We start from the raw sequence: 17,388 nt of genomic DNA, 5'->3' as shown, positions 1-17,388 counted from the left end.
GATACATTTTTCTTTCGCTAACGCTACAGAAAAACACTCGAACTGACGAGCCACGTCCTAACTGATTGTCAATCACTTATAATACCTATACTAATTTACCTTACAAATCATTTGAATTTACACTATCTTTTACCTCTTAATCTGCTCAATTGAAATGCCAAAAGGTTTGCCCACTTCCGTAGCGATGTGCTTTAACGAGCCTTGTGTTTGAGCGTTAGAAAGTAAACGCTGTTTGTCCCACAATCCGTTTCCGAGTAGAAACTGTTGCAAAAGACGTTGTACTTCCTCCCGAGAATAGTAAAGTTCTCCCTGTGGATTTCGGGCAAATTGTAACGCATAAATAAGCCCATAAGCCCTTGAAATAAAAGGGAATGCGTATCCGCCTCTTTCGTCTAAATTGGCAAGGGTATTCTCCCCAATCAAAATGTTCATCGTGCGAATGGCAATGGCTCGTGAGAGTTCCTCCCGAATAATGTGAAGATGTTGCTTCATATCCTCATAGCGGTATCGTTCCAATTCGATGCGTCCTTGCACAAATGCGTTAAAAATACGTACTTCGCTGTTTTTGAGCAAGGGAATCCCTTCGGCTCGCACCAACGGACGCAAAAAGGTGTAATATCCGTACGCCAAATCCCAATGATGCTCCAACTCAGTGTAATTTCGCCCAGGAGGAAGCACAACATCTTCGTGTTTCTTGCGAAGCGTCTCATCGCTGAGAAAACTTTCATTAAGATGATAATTTAGCACCTTATCCAAATAAATTGCCCCAAAAACGGCATAACGAAACGCTTCCGCCACCACAATTCCTTTTTCATCGGCAAAAGCTAAGTTTACATCGCCGATATTGTTGCCAATGTAGCCCGTTCGCCCTTGTCGCAATGCTTGTCGCCGAATATCAGAAGGATTTTCTGTGCCGTAGCCCCCGATTCGGGCAGAAGTTTCGATAAAATCGGTCAAATCTTTTTGAATCGCTTCCCGATTGGCTCGATGCAATTCCGATTTGGCAACTTCCTCTTTGGGTTTTAAATGGCTGTAAATCCCGTCGTTATAGTATCTGAAAACTACTTGATAATCTGCCTGATTCATTATTCTTGCTTCTTTCAAATAACTGTCGTACAACACGTCCAACGGTTCTTTAAGTAAATTACACTCAAGCAAATCCACACTGCTACTTCCGTTACGGGAAAAGCTGTATTTATATTCAGGCGGAAGCGGTTCCAAATATGCCGATTCCACCGTTTCGCCTTCGCCCTTATTACAAGCGACGAGCATCAAAAGCATTGTAAATAATGTATATTTTCGCATTTCGTTTTGTTTTTCCTCCGTTACACAAATCAAACTAAAAATCAATCAACTACGGCAGAATAATATACTCGCAATAAGGTTGCGGAATTCTGTTAGGTCCTTCGCTATTTTGGTTCTGTTCAACGCTTAACACAGGAACGACCACCAATCCGTCATCGGAAACCGCCGTAATACTGGCGTTTACCCCCGACCCTCTGTCGCCAATCCCATTCACCGAAAGATACATCGGAAAACCAGACTTCACTTTGTAAGTAAACACAAATTCTTTGTCTTTTTCCATAGTGAAATTCAACGAGTTATCAGAAGCATCACTCCCAACGGTTTGTATGCTTTTATCCGCTGCAACAAACCGCACCACGTAACGCGATTTTGTAGCAGCCCGTTCTTCACGATACCTGCATTTGAGGGTAATTTCATATTCCCGCTGATTTTCAAGCGTTACCCCTGGATAGCGGTAATTTTGCAATGCCTCATCAGGATTGCAAATGCGTATCCTCATATCTTCATAGGCGTTTTCGGGCTTTTCAATGGGTTTGAGGGGAAACAACTTTTCGTAATCCTCCTCCACAGGGTCGCTGTCTTTTACATTACAGGAAAAAAATCCGAGTAAACCTGCCAACAATACATATTTTACATTTTTCATTTATCTAAAAATTTCTTTTTTGGTGTAATATCTATCTCCCTTACATTTGCTCATCGATAATTTCCGCCACAAAATAGGTGGGTTCGCCATCGGGATAAAGATGTTTGCTCACATACATTTCCCGTTTAAGAATCGGGTCATACACTTTCACCAATTCGCATACAAATTTATCACCCCGACGTTCAAAATCGCGAAAAATATACTTCTCCGTATAACGAAGCCCCGTGCGGAAGGTCAGCCCCTGCTCCGTTCCCACGTATCCCGACCCCAATCCAGTACTTTCTTTGGCTATTCGCGGATTTACAAGGTCTGGTTTTTTATTGAAACGAAACAAATAGTACCGCTTTTCGATGATTTCTCTCAGAAATTGGTTATACTGAGGCGTTCCACGTGTACTACGAACAATCATATCGCTTTGAAAGAAAATACGACTTCCTTTGCGGATTACCACCTGCGGATTTTTCATCTGTTCGAAAATCTTTCGGTTTTTGTAAGATTCCGTAAGTGCATTATCGGTTGTATTGCGAGTATCTTCCCAATCAATTGGCGACTTCAATTTTTCAAAAACGACATACTCCCGAGCTGGTTCAATGTACGAAGCTGTTTTGAAAACCAAATTATTTTCAAAATCTCTTCCTGCGTACATAAAATCAGAATTTCCTGAAAATCGGTCGTTTACCAAGTGATGAATGTAATTAAAGGTGGTGAAACTAAGCTGTGTAAAGGTGTTTTGCTTGATTTCAAACTCACTTTCTTTGGTTTCCACCATTGATTTACTGTCATAATCGGCACGCATTTGCACGGTTCCTTTATCATCAAATTTCATCAGGAAATAAAATCCGCCATAGCCGTAACGCTCACGAAACAAGGGGTCTTTTTCCAAAATTTCATCTTTGTTAGCAAACAACAGCGAATCGGTTTTCGGAAAATAAAGCACCTTCCAACCATACGGAGCTTCGGTCAGTTCTTTACGTAACGCCTTGATGTTCTGCAAATTTCTGTCAGAAGGCGATACTTCCGAAGGCTCCTCTTTCTTACAGGAAATCATTCCCACCAAAACTATCAAAAATAAATATCTTTTCATTAAAACTTAACTTTAAAATTCAATAAACATTTTCAGGTTGTGTTATAAAAAGTATGATGCTGGTTTTGATTGTCAGGCTGAGCAAAGTCAGCGAAGACTTGGAGCTGAGTATGTGCATTGAAGCCCTGTAATGATAAGGCTTCGACTACGCTCAGCCTGACAAAAACACTTCTTTTTTTTAAGGGCATCATACTTTTTACATCACCTTCCATTTTCAAATCCTCAAAAAACGTCATACTATTTATTTTTTATTCCATACGGTCGCCTTTTTACTCCGTACCGACTTCTTTTTGCTTCGTACCGACATCTTTTTACTTCATACGGTCGCTTTTTTACTTCCTTTCTTTCAAAAATATCAAAAAATTATCTGTTTACGAATGATTTGATACGTTGTACACTCAAAAGCTGCATCCGTTTGAGGTTGATTTTTACTTCTTTTTTAAAATATTCCTCTACAAACGCCTGTTTTTTAAGTAATTGTTCCTTGGCTACACGAACCTCTTGCTCTTCGTCTGCCGTACCACTAATGGAAGTACCTCCGAGGGTAATGGCATCGGTAATTTCCTTAGAACTATGTGTGAGATAAGCACTTACAATTTCAGCAAAATCATCTTCGGGGGAAAGCATTGAGTGAATGGTAAAAAATCCGCGGCGATTGGCTATTGCTCCTTCGGTTAGGATAACATCGGAAGTACGTGCCACCTCACAATCAGAGCTATACAACTTTTCGTTGGTTCGGATGGATTTCCCTACGCTGAAAAACCCCAAACGTGCTTGTTGGTAATCCTGCTCGGACGAAATCACGTAAGTGAACCCTGTATTGTCTTTATCACGACTACAATCGGATATTTTTTTGATATACCTTCCGATAGGCTCTTTACTTGGAAGATCCTTGGAATCAGACACATATCCACTGCTAATCAATGCGAACTTATCCCGCTCATACGGAAGCAATTCCATCAATCGTTTGGCAAACTGATGATGTACGCTACGCATCAGCACATATACTTTTTCGTAATCCTTCGGGTCGAAATCATTGACGTTGTACAGAAACATCTCGGCGGTAGTACCCGTGTGATTCGCAAGTAGTTCCACACCGTGAGCGTCCAAATTTTTTCCGCCGTACATATAAATCTTAATCGGGTTTTTCTCCTTCATAAAATGGCTTCCTCCCACATTGTTGAGCGTATAGGTTTCGAGCCACAAAAACTTAATGGCTTCCAACATCTTTTGAACATTTTCAGCCTCAGGCGGATAGGTATAACTTCCTTTCTGAGCAGTGTTTCCGTTCCATCGATAATCCACCTCAATGCCATACGGTAGCGTGAGTTCATTGCGTATCCACGTATCTAATTCGGTGTAATTGCGTTGCACAATATTGGCTTCCACCACGCTTTGGTCGGAAAGTTTTTCTTGGGAACACCCCAACAACGCCATTGATATTACGATATATATTTTTTTCATCATATGTTTGTTATTCATTTATGTTTTCAAACGGAAAAACTTTTGTCTGTAACTCTATCAAAAAAATTTTTTTAGATTCCTATACAGTTTACAAAATTCAATTAGTTAAATTTCTTATTATCTCACTATTAGGAATTACACCTGTCTTTTCTTCATTATATTGCCAATCAAGAGTATATTCATTATCTTTCACTTCGCAATAATATCCCTCATTAGCAATCAAAAAATTGGATCCTTTTTTATATAATTTATGCATTGTACAAAGGATAGGTTTTAAATACTTATCAGCATTATCAGGTGTCAGTACAACATTAATTCCTAAAAATTGAGTTTGTACGCTTGGAAAAACTATTCCCTTAATACTTGGACATTCGTCTAATACTAAATTTGTATAGGCTACACTTATCTTATATTCGTTCTTATTTTTTACTATTTTCGAAAATTGATTGCTTATAAATTTCAACAAATCTAAATGAAATTTCTTTTCTTCCTCTGTTAATTCTATTTGATTTAAAAAAGATTGTTGTTTTTCATAACTATCTCTAACATATCTATTATATTTTAATGCTTCGTCAGAAAAAACTATCTCACAAACATTCAAGTCCTCTAAAACTTCCCAACGACTTAATGTATATAATTCTCCTTCTAAACAATCTCGTTCAAAATTTCTAAACAAATCAGATGTTTCTGCAATAGCTATTCCTCTTTGTTCTTTCATCTCAGAAGGTATTGCCCCATAAAACATCACTTGGTGAGGCAAATTAGCCCTACCATAATCTCGCATTTTTGTACTAATTACATTTGCATCTTTAATATACCCTAATTGTTCTATCTTTTCAAATAACTTTATTTCATTATTTTTTCTTGCTCTGTCAATAAAAGTTCCTTTTTTTAATTTAGCCTCACAAATAGGTATTCCAATTTCTTTCAGAATATCATATATAGTTTCATATGGTATGTCTATCAAATTTTGCGAATATCCTTTCAGTAAATTAAAATTTTTTATTTTCTGTTCTATATTCATAATTCCATTGAATTATCACATATTATTTATCTTTCAAATTAAATTTTCATTCTAGAAAACGGAAAAGATATATCTTTTCCCTACAATATTATCTTGGATTGGGCTCTAACCCTCGATTGATGGCTTCGGCAGGGATTTGCAACAATTTACGCGGATCTTCCTTTTCAAGCGGACGATATATTGCATTTTTACTGCTTCGGCTCACAGGAATGTAAAACCTGCGAATATCGAACCAACGCAACCCTTCGTGCAGAAACTCCTTCTGACGGAAATCCACAATGATTTTAATAAGTGCCAATTGTTTTAGTGTCATACCATAAAAAGGCGTGTAAGTCTCGTAATATTTACTATCTACGGTAGTGTAAGCATCTCTGGGACAGGACAAAGACGCTCCTCCGTATTTCCCTCTCCAATAGTCAAGCAGGTCGTCTATGGATTTGTCGTACTCGCGTTTCATTGCGTAGGCTTCCATTCGGTTTAGTAACACTTCATCGGTGGAAAACAGCACGTTAGTTACGTACAATCCCTTCGGACGCGTTCCCGTACTTCCGAACAATGACAATTCATCAAACTTAGCGATGTACAATCCGTTTGTAATGGCATCTTCCGACGATGAAAATAAATACGTAGTTATAAGATTCAGGTTTTTACCCGCCTCACCGCAACCGTCAATTCCTTTGGAATAGAAAATATTACGTACCGTAGCTCCTGTTACTCCGTATTTTTCGTTTAATATATTGCGTTGTATTCTTGATTCGGTAGCGGTAAGCAACAGATTGGCAGGGTCTTCCGTGTGCGTGTATTCTTTGTAGAGTGCCTTGCGATTGAATCGTATTTTTCGCTCATAAGCTGCCCAATTACGAAGCACCTGCTTGGAGTCGGCACCCAGCACATAGTTAGCGTATTCGATGACCAAATCCCATTCTCCCTTTATCAGATAAAACCTTGAAGCAAAGGCATATGCTGCTTTTTTATTAAAGTGAAATTTCGGATTTTTGTAATAATCGTCATTGACCAACGATACGCCCAATTTCAAATCTTTCTCGATTTTTTCATATACCTCAGCAACCGTGCCTCGTTTGTAATCCACCAAAGCGTGTTTTTCGGGTTTGGTAAGATACGGAATACCAGGGCTTTGCTGTGCTTTCTGCGTTCCGTAGGGTTCTGCCCAGATATTGACCAACATAAAATGCAAGTACGCCCGAAGCAAAAACGCCTCTCCGTACAAAGCCTTTACCCTTTCTGTTTTGGGGTACGAAGCCAACAATTCCAGAGCCTTGTTCGCCTGTGCAATCCCTGCGTAACAAGCATTCCAGTAGTTCAGAGGCGTGTCCAAATCTTCTTGGTCATAATCTTCCCAAAAATACATCGCTTCATTCAGTCGAGAATGTACACCGTTGATTCGCTCGGATACGTTATCGGTTCGGGCTTCGAGGAAAGCAAAATAACTCGCCTCAGGATAAGCCCCTGCCAGCAACTCGGCAATTTTCTCCTCCGAATCAATAGCTACATTGAGCGACGAATCAGGGTCTTTATCCAAAAAACCTTGACACGATGCCAAAAGTACGCTTGCTAACGTTATTTTTATGATTGATTTCATAGTATTGTTTTTATTTTTATCGAAATAATTATTTCATTTAATTAATATGCCCCGATTGTCAGGCTGAGCGGAGTCGAAGCCTCCAAACAAGACTTCGTTACATACTCTGCTCTCGCAGACTTCGCTCAGCTTGACATACTAACTTCTATTCAGACAAGTTGTTACCATTATTCTTAAAATGCGATTCATTCCTACAAACAGATAATTCTTTTATTTTTCCCCAATCTTCATTTATCAACGCTTCTTTTTTCTTTCTACTCCAACCTTTTACTTGCTTTTCAAACGCAATTGCTTGATTTATATCATTAAAATTTGCATAATATACCAATTCAACAGGACGACGAGAAAAAGTATAAGCACTCGTGTCATATCCCTCTTGATGTTGCCTAAAACGCTCTTCCAAATTGTTGGTAACTCCTGTATAATAGGAATTATCTGCACATCTCAATATATAAACAAAATAAAGTTTCATTTTCAATTGTTTTATTTAGGAAAGGGACTTCGACTTCGCTCAGCCTGATACTCAAAATCTTTGCACAAACTTACACCCAGAATTTCCACTCAACATAATTCCCAAAGTTTTTACCTCAAAATCTCCATTCAAAACTACTTATTCTATAATTCCTATTACTCCTTACTTCTTCTCGAAAAATGTAGTAAAAAAGGCTGAGCAAAGTCTGCGAAAGCAGAGTACGTAACGAAGCCTCCAAACAAGGCTTCGACTTCGCTCAGCCTGACAGAAATATCCCATTCTTTTAAGGCATCATACTTTCTTCTTTTTATATCAATCCTCCCTAAAACCCAACATTCACCGTCAGGGTAAATTGTTTGGGAGTGGGGAGCGATACTCCGCCTGAGCGATAATACTCAGGGTCTTGTCCTTTGAGACGACTATCCGAATATATCAAAAACGGATTGGTTATCTGTCCGCGAACGTTTAGCGACTTCATTTTGTAACGTTTAATCACATTTTCAGGAACGTTATACCCCAGCGAAATGTTTTTCATACGCACAAAACTTCCGTCAGCTACTCGGTTTTGCGAATAGTTATACGTATTGTACGCCTTTTCAATGTTCTCCTCGCCAATAAGTCGGATTAAATCCTGTGAAGGCAATGCAGGAACTTCGGTTCGCCATTCATCGCCAGGGGCTACCCAACGATTGTAATACTCGGTTGAAAATACATTCAAATCAGCAAAAGTAGGGTCGAAAGACGGATTCAAACGAATTTTATTCCCCGCTTGTGCCGTTACGAAAAACGAAAACTCCCAATTCTTGTAATGAAACGTGTTGGACAATCCGCCATTGACATTCGGCTCAATAGACCCGTGATAAATCAAATACGATTTGGAGTATTGTGCATCTAAAAAGTCCGCCCCTACAATATTTCCGTAAGCTCTGTCATTAAGCGGATACAATCCAAAATCAAACGTTGGTAATCCGTAATTGTTCAAGCCTTGATAGTTGAACGAAAAGAGCGACCCTTTCGGAAAACCGACAATATTTCCGCGTCCTGCTCCTGCCACCATATCGAACGTGTTAGGCGTGTTCAAAAGCCTTGTAATCTTCTGATTCATATAACTTATGGTGAAGTTGGTCGTCCATTTGAAATCATCGGTCAAGATGTTTTTGGAGTTGAGTGCCAATTCCACGCCTCGCGTACGCATATCGCCAAAGTTAGCATATTTGTAGTACTGCCCACCCACGCCCGAAGTTCGGATAAGGTCTATCAAATCAAACGAATTTCGTTGATAAATATCAATGGTAGCACTCAGGCGATTGTTGAAAAATCCGGCATCGATACCCAAATTCAGTTCGTACATTTTCTCCCAAGTAAGGTCGCGATTCTCCAAGTGCAAAATACGCAACGCATTCTCGCGGTCTTTGAAATGAAAACGATTCAGAATCACGTTTTTATATACCGCATTGGAGTTAATTGCCTGTTCGTTCATCTTGGCGGTAAGCCCGTAACTAAGTCGGAAAGCAAGGGTTGAAAAGTACTTTTGGTCTTTCATAAAATCCTCTTGGTCAATGTTCCATTTTCCGCCGACATTCCACGTAGGTAGCCAACGCGAACGGCTGTTTTTTCCTGCCGTATTCGACCCCTCGTAGTTAAGCACCGTATTGAAAATATACTTGCCCTTATATCCGTAAGTACCACTGAGTGAAAACGTAAGCCCTCGGTCGTAACGCTCCAACCACGCAAAATAATCATTGCCTTCATCAATCAATTTTTGAAAAATCAACGGATTGGTAAATATCTGATTTCCTTTGTCGTACTGAATCCCATATCCTTGAAAAGGATTCACGGTGCGGTCGGCGTAACGCATTTCGGCAAATCCGAAGGCTTTAATGTCGTGTTCGCCCAACGATTTGTTATAATCCAACGCCATACGAGCCTGATAGCTTTTCAGCGTGGTTTCGGTTTTGTTGAAAATCCCTCCGTGCGTAAGTCCTATTTTAGGTTGCGACAGCGGATTGTCTTTATCTTTTATCAAATAGATGTTTTGCTGAGCCACCCAAGGAGTTTCGTTGGCACGGAATGCCTGTACCACGTTGGAAGGTTCTTTGATGAAATGTGCCGAACTTGTCGAAGCCTGACGCGTGGAAAGCAACGCCGTAGCTTCCAAATCTTTGTTGATTTTGTAAGAAGCCTCTGCCTGTATTTTGAAGTCCAACAGATTGATGTCAAGATAATTGTTTTCGTATTCGTTTAAAATATTAAACGCAGCCCAGTTATTGCGATAATATTCCAACTTGCCATCGTTTGTGCGTGGTCGTAAGGTTCTCGAAGTTCCCAAAGCGTACGAAAACGGATTGATGTCGAAATCTCGCTCGAACGAACCTATGGTCGTGTTTTTGCGTTGGGTAAAAGTCCCAGGAGCTTTTTGGTTTCGCATATTTCCTTGTACGGAAAGCGTAGTTTTGAAATCGTCCGTGATGAAAAACGTACTTTTGAGATTGGCGGTGATACGCTGTACGCGGTCGGTAATCGTCCAACCTTTGTCGTTAAACAATCCTAATGAAGCGTAAGTAGTCGTATTTTTTCCTCCGCCTGAAAAAGTCAAAGTGTGTTGCTGAATGGGGTTAATTGTGAATAGATGATTGAACCAATTCGTATTGACGTATTCGCGTTCTTTGAAGAAAGCCCGTTTGGCGTCTTCGGTATTTTCATAATAATAGGTTCCTGTATTAGGGTTAATTGTGCTGATGCCTTTGTACCATTGATAATAAATGCCACTGCGTCTGCCATAAAGGGCATCTCGCAAACTGAAATAGCCTTTGTTTGCCAATTCCTGATATACCGACATTGTTTCCTGTGAGTTGAGCAAATCGTAATCCTTGTAAGAAGGTATCTGACGGAAACTCTGTTCGTACGAATAGGTTATTCGGTTGGGCGTATCGCGTTTGGCGGTTTTGGTGGTAACGACAATCACGCCGTTCAAGGCTCTTGCCCCATACACCGAAGTCGCCGAAGCATCTTTCAGCACCTGAATATCTTCAATATCAGCCGCATTAAGCCCTGCAATGGCGGAACTGATAAGCGTAACGGCATCACCCGACACCAATTGGTCGAGCGTTAATGAAACCAAATCTTCATATACCGCTCCGTCAATGACCCACAGCGGTTGCACATTTCCGATGATGGAAGCCCCCCCACGAATGTTAATACGCGGAGCGGAACCAAAGGTTCCCGTTACGTTCTGAATGGAAAGTCCTGCTACACGACCTTCGAGCATACGCGACACGTCCGCCACGCCGTCCATTTTCACTTGTTCCATCTTTACCGATGCCGATGCCCCTGTAAAGACACGGCTTTTTATCTTCTGATAGCCCGTAACCACTACGGCATCAAGCTCCTGCACATCCTCTTTTAGTACGATATGCATTGTGGAAGCGGTAATTTTTACGCGTTGGGTCTGAAACCCGATGTAACTTACCACTAAGGTTTGTCCGTTTTCGGCTTTTGTGGTGAATTTCCCGTCGATATCGGTGGTTACCCCTACGTTTCTTTCCTTTACGATGACGGTCGCCCCCAATAGTGGCATTCCCTGATTGTCCACCACAGTACCCGTTACTTCTTGTTGTGCTATTGCCCATTGCGAGCAAAGTAAAAATATAGTGTATAATAGTTTCTTTATCATTGATTGATTCATAAATGATAACTTTTGTTGTTTGTTATTTGATATTATCGAATTTATATTATATAGCTAATTCACTTCAAATTGTCAAGTCGTAAAACTCTCCTTTGAAAGAGGAAACCTCCGAAAGTGAGTATTCGTGAAAAAACTCAGAATGTCATACTAAAAAGGACATCCCCCTATCTCCCTTCAAAGAGGGAATTATAACGACAAATTATTGCAAGTTAGCCATATGACTCTATACCCATCATTGGTTTCTTTTTCCGATTTCATAAATATTTATCAATACATTGCATTGTTCTTTCCTAAATTATTTATTTTCAATTTCTGCATTACCGCTTCTATCCATTATCATTTGATATTTACGCTTTTCATCAGTGTTTTATGCCATTATCAACTGATATCTCTTCTCTTCATCAATGTTTTATTTGGATATCAAATGATATTTACTTTCCTCACTCGTGTTTTGCTCCATTATCAACTGATATTTGTCTGTTTCATTAGTGTTTCTATCAAAATTGAATTAGGCGAAGCCCGTTTCACCACTGAAATGCCTTTCGCAGAGTCTGCGATGAGTGATTCACCTCTGTTTTAACAAAAACCAAATCAGGCGAAGCCCATTTCATCAGTGTTTTGATAAAAATATAATCTTACATTAGTAGTTTCATCGGTGTTTCTGCCAATGTAACTTTTTATTTTTGGTGTTTCACTCGTGTTTTAATCAAAATACAATTTTATATCGTTTATTTTTCGATGTTATTAACATTGTTATGCTTTCATAAAGGCATAAAGGTCGTTGTTGAAACCGTAAACCACCAAAATATCATCTTCTCGCAGGCGTGTTTGTGGGTCGGGAATACCCTGAACATTGGTAATCGTTTTGGTTTTACCCAAAAACGAAGTCTTTTCGGACTGACTCAAAATAGTAAGAATCACAATATTATAATTGGCTCTGAAACCAACCTCCTCAATGGTTTTGCCTACAAAAATTCGGGGCGTTTTCACCTCAACAATGCTATAATTTTTATTCAACTCAAAGGAATCCACCACGCCTTTAAGGGTTAATTTCTTTGTCCAACGTTCGGCGGTTTCCTCCTCAGGACGTACAATTTCATCAACGCCGATGGCACGAAGTATTTTTTCGTGTAAAGAATTTATCGAACGGCTAATCAAACGCTTAACTCCCAAATTTTTGAACAAAGCACTCACCAAAACGTTCGTCCCTTGGTCTTCCCCGATACCTACAATCACTACATCGGTGTTTTTTAACGGAAGGTCGGACACAGTTTGCTCATCTGTGGCATTAAGACAGATAGTATGCGAGATTTTATCCTTTAACGCCGTTACCTTTGCCATACTAGAATCCACACCAATTACTTCATTGCCTTGCTTGGTGAGCTTTTGTGCCAAAGATGCCCCAAAATTGCCTAATCCTACGATGATAAATTTCATTTTCTTCTTAATTAATTAATATTTCATCTCCCGGGTAACGATAGGTTAATGTTTTGGATTTTCTGAATACCGCAATGAGTATCGTAAGCATCGACACCCTGCCGACAAACATCATTCCTACCAAAACTACCTTACTTGAATCGCTGAGAAGCCCCGTGATGCCCAAACTCAGCCCCGTTGTACTATATGCCGAAAAACATTCAAAAGCAATATCCAACAATTCAATATTATTATCGAAGTCAGAAATCAAAAAAATTCCCGCTCCGATAACAATAAACGAAAGCGACATTACGGCAAAGGCTCTCCGTACCGAAATGTCGGCAATTTCCCTGCGAAACAATTCTATTTTTTTCTTTCCCTTTGCCAAACTCAAAAAATTCAGCGTACCGATGGCAAAAGTACTCGTTTTTATACCTCCTCCTGTTGAAGCCGGCGATGCCCCAACCCACATCAAAAGAATGATGAGAATAATAGACGAGAATTGCAATTGATTAAAATCAATCGTATTAAACCCCGCCGTACGAGGTGTCGTCGCCGTAAATAATGCCGTTACAAACTTGCCAATGCCACTATGTGAGGCAAATGCGGAACTATATTCTTTCAAGTAAAGGATTCCCGTACCTGCCACTATCAGTATTGAGGTGGTAATAAGATTAATTTTGCTACTGAGTGTCAATATCCAAGGAATGTAATTGTCTCTTCCGTAAACGAAAAACAAAAAATACCTTTTTATAAGATGTTTTAAGTAACGCAGGGTGTTTATCACAATCGGGAAACCCAATCCTCCAAACACAAACAGCGTTATTATGGTAAGCTGAAAGCGATAATTGGTAACAAAGCCTGCTTCCATCATTCCGTTGGACAAGGTCGAGAAGCCTGCGTTGCAAAATGCAGAAACGGAATGGAAAATAGAGAAGTAAATACGTTCTCCCAACTGCGGAATAAGTTTTGGATTAATATTGATGAAGATTAAAAAAGCCCCGATAATCTCCACAGTAAAGGTTATGACCAATATTCGGCGTAGTGTAGTGAAAACTTCCCCAATTTTTTTAGAATCGGTAATGTCGCTAAGGGCAATTTGATTCTCATAAGTGGCTCCCTCTTTGAAGAAATAGCTGAAATAACTTGCAAAGGTGAGTATTCCGAGTCCGCCTGCTTGAATGAGCAACATAATGATAGTTTGCCCAAAGCGGGTAAAGTACGTACCGATATCCACCACACTTAATCCTGTTACGCAAACGGCACTAGTGGAAGTAAATAAGGCATCTACTAACGAAATATCCCCGTAAGTGGAATTGGGCAACATCAAAAGAAATGTACCTACACCAATAAGACCTATAAAACTGATGATGAACAATTGGGCGGGATTTAAAACCGAACGTTTGTAACCTATTTTGGGCAGATTAGCTCCCCTGATAAGTACAAGTATCGTAGCCCATCGCATCCAATCGGAAACAACCAATGTTGTGCCATCATCAATAAACTGTTCATATAAACAAATGATAATAAAAGCGATGCTTATTCCGTCAAGAAGGTCAATTCGGAAATGTCTTTCTTCACTTCTGTACAATTTGAGTGCGTGAAAGAATATGGCAATCACCAATGAAAATGTATAAAAGCCCAAAAAACAATAGTCGAGCCACAACGGAAGCGAATACCCGTAGTCGGCAATTAGCACCACCACCAAAAGAATGTGGAGGACTAAGAAAAATGTTTTTAGTTTACTTTTATTTATCGGATATTCCATTATTAATTGAAATTTCTTCTCTTCATCAATGTTTTATTCGGATATCAAATGATATTTACTTGCCTCACTCGTGTTTTATGTCATTATCAATTGATATTTGTCTGTTTCATTAGTGTTTCTATCAAAATTGAATTAGGCGAAGCCCGTTTCACTACTGAAATGCCCTTCGCAGAGTCTGCGATGGGTGGTTCACCACTGTTTTGACTAAAATACAATTTTACATTAGTCGTTTCATCGGTGTTTCTGCCAATGTAAAATTTTATTTTTGGTATTTCACTCGTGTTTTAATCAAAATACAATTTTATATTAGTTGTTTCATCGGTGTTTCTGCCAATGTAACTTTTTATTTTTATCATTTCATTGGTGTTTTGATTTTTAAGGAATAAAACATCCCCCTTTATCCCCCTTCAAAGGGGGAATGGACAGACTTACAGAACCCCATAAATCCTTATGCATCAAAAAATAGTTAGCTAAAACACGACTAATCTTATAAAAAATCAATGAACGAAATTGCATTCCCGTGAAAATCCCCCTTTGAAGGGGGCTGGGGGATGTCTCATTAAGTATGAAAGAACAAACCCTCACTTATTCGTTATCGAATTTAGATATATCTGCAAAAATCAAAAATTACTATGAACATTTTAGCACCGTCCCTATGAAAGTCCTGTGCTTAACAAACTAAAACTTGGCTATCACTCCGGAATAAACCCCAAAGGGATGACCGGGACGCAAGCCTGCCGGATGTCGCGATACCAAATAGGTTTTATTGGTGATATTCACAGCATTTACCGTTAGTGTCAGATATTTGTTAATGCGTGCCTTAGCGGAAGCATCAATGATGGTATGTGCAGGCACTTTATTACGCTCGGCATACACACCTTGCCCCGGAACAGTACGCATATCGCCATTGTAACGCACCCCGATATTCAGTTCAAAGCCTTTATATTCAGCACCTAAACTGGCATTGAAACTATGCTTGTTGATATACGGAATTTCATCGCCCACAAATACGCGTCCCCACGTGTTTTCCTCAAAAGAATTTAACATTTCGGTATCGGTATAAGTGTACGAAAGCTGTAAAGGCAATTTCAAAGCATTTCCTGCGGGTATCGGTTGATAATGAAGCATCACTTCTGCCCCGCGAACCATTGCCTCCCCTACATCGAACTGTTCCAAAGTACCCGAACCTCCTGCCGCAGCCAAATCGCTTCCCAACATATTGCTGTACGCATTGTAAAACCCAATAACCTCAGCAGTGAAATTATTGGTATTCAGGCGTGAACCTAATTCCCAATTGATGCTGCTTTCGTGCTTTTGGTTCAGCCCTGCACTTGGTGGCGAAAAGCCTTTGTGTATTCCTGAAAAGACTGAAAGTGAACGCGTAAGTTTGTAATGCAACCCAAGGCTGGGAATTAACACACGTGCTTGATTGTCCACCTCCCTGCGTATCTTTCCGGAGCGACGAACATCGGCTTTGGTATAATCTTTTTTGTGTAAATCAACATCTTCATATCGAAGTCCGGCAGAAACAGTCAGCGAACGATACGTAATTTTGCTCAATAAATAAGTGGCTAAAGCATTTGCCGAAGTAATACGATTGGCTTGCGTACCGTGAATCCCCGCGAGGAAAAGTTGCATTTGTCCGCCCTTTATGGAATAGCCATCGTCCCACTGGAAACGGTCTTCCGCATCGGCGTGATAACGCAATCCTGCTTCTACATCCATAAAAACATCTCCGAGATAGAAATGATAATCGAATTTCGTTTGAATTCCTCTGGAAAAATAATCACGATTATTGGCACGAACGATAAGCCCCTCGCCGATATAGTCCGTTTTTCCCGTTAGCACATCAAAATAAAGGTGATTCGTTTCGGGGTCGTCCAAAACCTGACCTACGGAGCGTTTCTCTGCGGAAGTTATCCCAACGCGAACGTCATTGAGCTTATACCAATTTCGGTGAAAAGTATTGTAATAAGCGTTCGTGGTGATTTTCATCAGTGAAGAAATGTTCAGCACGTAAGTCGCCACCCATTGCTGATGTTTGGTAGTAATATTATCCACACGCGAACCTGCGTAACGCAAATAAGGATTTATTTTGAAGTCGGCTTCGGACAAACCAACATAAGTTTCGTCGCTATCCTCATTGGCATACCCGAACTTAAACTCAACCGAATGATTTACACCTTCTTCCTTATCGGTTTTGGCAATAAATTTTGCAATGAAGTCGTTCCGCTTGAAGCCTGCCCTTTGGTCATCAGCGAATTTTTTAAATCCATCGGATTGGAAACGTAAATATTCCACCAAATAACCGATGTGCTTGCGTGTATCTCCAAAATTAACGTGAGCTTTGTAGGTATTATTCACTCCGTAAGAAGCGTTAAACTTACCGGAACGCTTGGCAGGAATGGGCGTAGAAACCATATTGATAGCTCCACCTGTGGTAAAGGGTCCGTACTGCACTTGGCTACTTCCTTTGAGTACTTCAACGGCACTCATACGAGCTGCATTCGGGAAATAATACGCCGCAGGAGCGGAATACGGAGCGGGAGCCGCCAGGATGCCATCTTCCATCAAGGTTATCTTTTCGCTGCGTTCGGCTTTAGTTCCTCGCAAGCTGATATTGGGTCGAAGTCCGTAACCGTCCTCCTCATAAACATTGACTCCGGGAACGGCTTTAAGCATTCGGTTGATATCAGTATAGCCTAACTTCTGAATTTCGGCAGGCGAAATATAATACGCCGACCCGGTACGATTACGTGCTTGAAATTTGCTTCCTAATATTTGGTTGGTAGTGATTACAACTTCTTCCAGCTGCTGAATACTGTCTTTCTTTTGTTCCTTTTCTTGAGCGAAAAGGCTACCAAAAGCAAAACACAGCATAAGAGAACTTATTTTATAACGACACATATGATTAATGTTTCGGTTTT

Annotated in this window: 13 protein-coding genes; 1 reads left to right on the top strand and 12 read right to left on the bottom strand. The window is 40.1% G+C overall.

All coding sequences use genetic code 11. The annotated features are described in order from the left end of the window. Positions 1-129: 129 nt before the first annotated feature. From CGC58_RS10975 to CGC58_RS10935, 9 genes are all read right to left on the bottom strand, one after another. Positions 130-1,305, bottom strand: a complete 1,176-nt coding sequence (locus tag CGC58_RS10975) for a DUF4856 domain-containing protein (protein ID WP_095897214.1) — start codon at positions 1,303-1,305, stop codon at positions 130-132. 49 nt (positions 1,306-1,354) lie between these two features. Beyond that, positions 1,355-1,948 (bottom strand): hypothetical protein, encoded by a 594-nt coding sequence (locus CGC58_RS10970; RefSeq protein ID WP_095896743.1) that lies wholly within the window; start codon positions 1,946-1,948, stop codon positions 1,355-1,357. A 40-nt stretch (positions 1,949-1,988) separates the two neighbouring features. Then, positions 1,989-3,032: a DUF4302 domain-containing protein gene (locus CGC58_RS10965; protein WP_095896742.1), complete on the bottom strand. Its 1,044-nt coding sequence runs from the start codon at positions 3,030-3,032 to the stop codon at positions 1,989-1,991. 32 nt (positions 3,033-3,064) lie between these two features. Next, positions 3,065-3,268, bottom strand: coding sequence for a hypothetical protein (locus tag CGC58_RS10960; RefSeq protein ID WP_157909257.1), 204 nt, complete (start codon positions 3,266-3,268; stop codon positions 3,065-3,067). 127 nt (positions 3,269-3,395) lie between these two features. Continuing rightward, positions 3,396-4,499, bottom strand: coding sequence for a putative zinc-binding metallopeptidase (locus CGC58_RS10955; RefSeq protein ID WP_157909108.1), 1,104 nt, complete (start codon positions 4,497-4,499; stop codon positions 3,396-3,398). A gap of 94 nt (positions 4,500-4,593) precedes the next feature. Continuing rightward, positions 4,594-5,520 (bottom strand): hypothetical protein, encoded by a 927-nt coding sequence (locus tag CGC58_RS10950; protein ID WP_095896740.1) that lies wholly within the window; start codon positions 5,518-5,520, stop codon positions 4,594-4,596. A gap of 88 nt (positions 5,521-5,608) precedes the next feature. Further along, complete coding sequence (locus CGC58_RS10945) at positions 5,609-7,120, bottom strand: RagB/SusD family nutrient uptake outer membrane protein (protein ID WP_095896739.1); 1,512 nt, start codon at positions 7,118-7,120, stop codon at positions 5,609-5,611. A 145-nt stretch (positions 7,121-7,265) separates the two neighbouring features. Further along, entirely contained in the window at positions 7,266-7,592 is a 327-nt protein-coding gene (locus CGC58_RS10940; protein ID WP_095896738.1) for a GIY-YIG nuclease family protein, read from the bottom strand. A gap of 322 nt (positions 7,593-7,914) precedes the next feature. Then, entirely contained in the window at positions 7,915-11,277 is a 3,363-nt protein-coding gene (locus tag CGC58_RS10935) for a SusC/RagA family TonB-linked outer membrane protein (protein ID WP_095896737.1), read from the bottom strand. A 217-nt stretch (positions 11,278-11,494) separates the two neighbouring features. Between CGC58_RS10935 and CGC58_RS12750 the strand changes: the two genes are divergently transcribed. Then, the gene (locus CGC58_RS12750; RefSeq protein WP_157909256.1) at positions 11,495-11,857 is read left to right on the top strand and encodes a hypothetical protein; all 363 of its coding nucleotides are present in this window, start codon (positions 11,495-11,497) and stop codon (positions 11,855-11,857) included. A 173-nt stretch (positions 11,858-12,030) separates the two neighbouring features. Here the strand turns inward: CGC58_RS12750 and CGC58_RS10930 are convergent, their stop codons facing one another. The 3 genes from CGC58_RS10930 to CGC58_RS10915 form a co-directional block, all read right to left on the bottom strand. Next, complete coding sequence (locus CGC58_RS10930) at positions 12,031-12,714, bottom strand: potassium channel family protein (protein ID WP_095896736.1); 684 nt, start codon at positions 12,712-12,714, stop codon at positions 12,031-12,033. 7 nt (positions 12,715-12,721) lie between these two features. After that, on the bottom strand, positions 12,722-14,461 hold the full coding sequence (locus tag CGC58_RS10925; RefSeq protein WP_198540731.1) for a TrkH family potassium uptake protein: 1,740 nt from the start codon (positions 14,459-14,461) through the stop codon (positions 12,722-12,724). A 678-nt stretch (positions 14,462-15,139) separates the two neighbouring features. Then, a complete protein-coding gene (locus CGC58_RS10915; protein WP_095896734.1) occupies positions 15,140-17,368 on the bottom strand; it encodes a TonB-dependent receptor family protein in 2,229 nt (742 codons plus the stop codon). Positions 17,369-17,388 lie beyond the last annotated feature (20 nt).

The sequence above is a fragment of the Capnocytophaga stomatis genome (genome assembly GCF_002302635.1).
Taxonomy (GTDB): Bacteria; Bacteroidota; Bacteroidia; order Flavobacteriales; family Flavobacteriaceae; genus Capnocytophaga; species Capnocytophaga stomatis.
The sequence above is the reverse complement of the archived record's forward strand: the minus strand, read 5'-3'. Positions and strand labels throughout refer to the sequence as shown.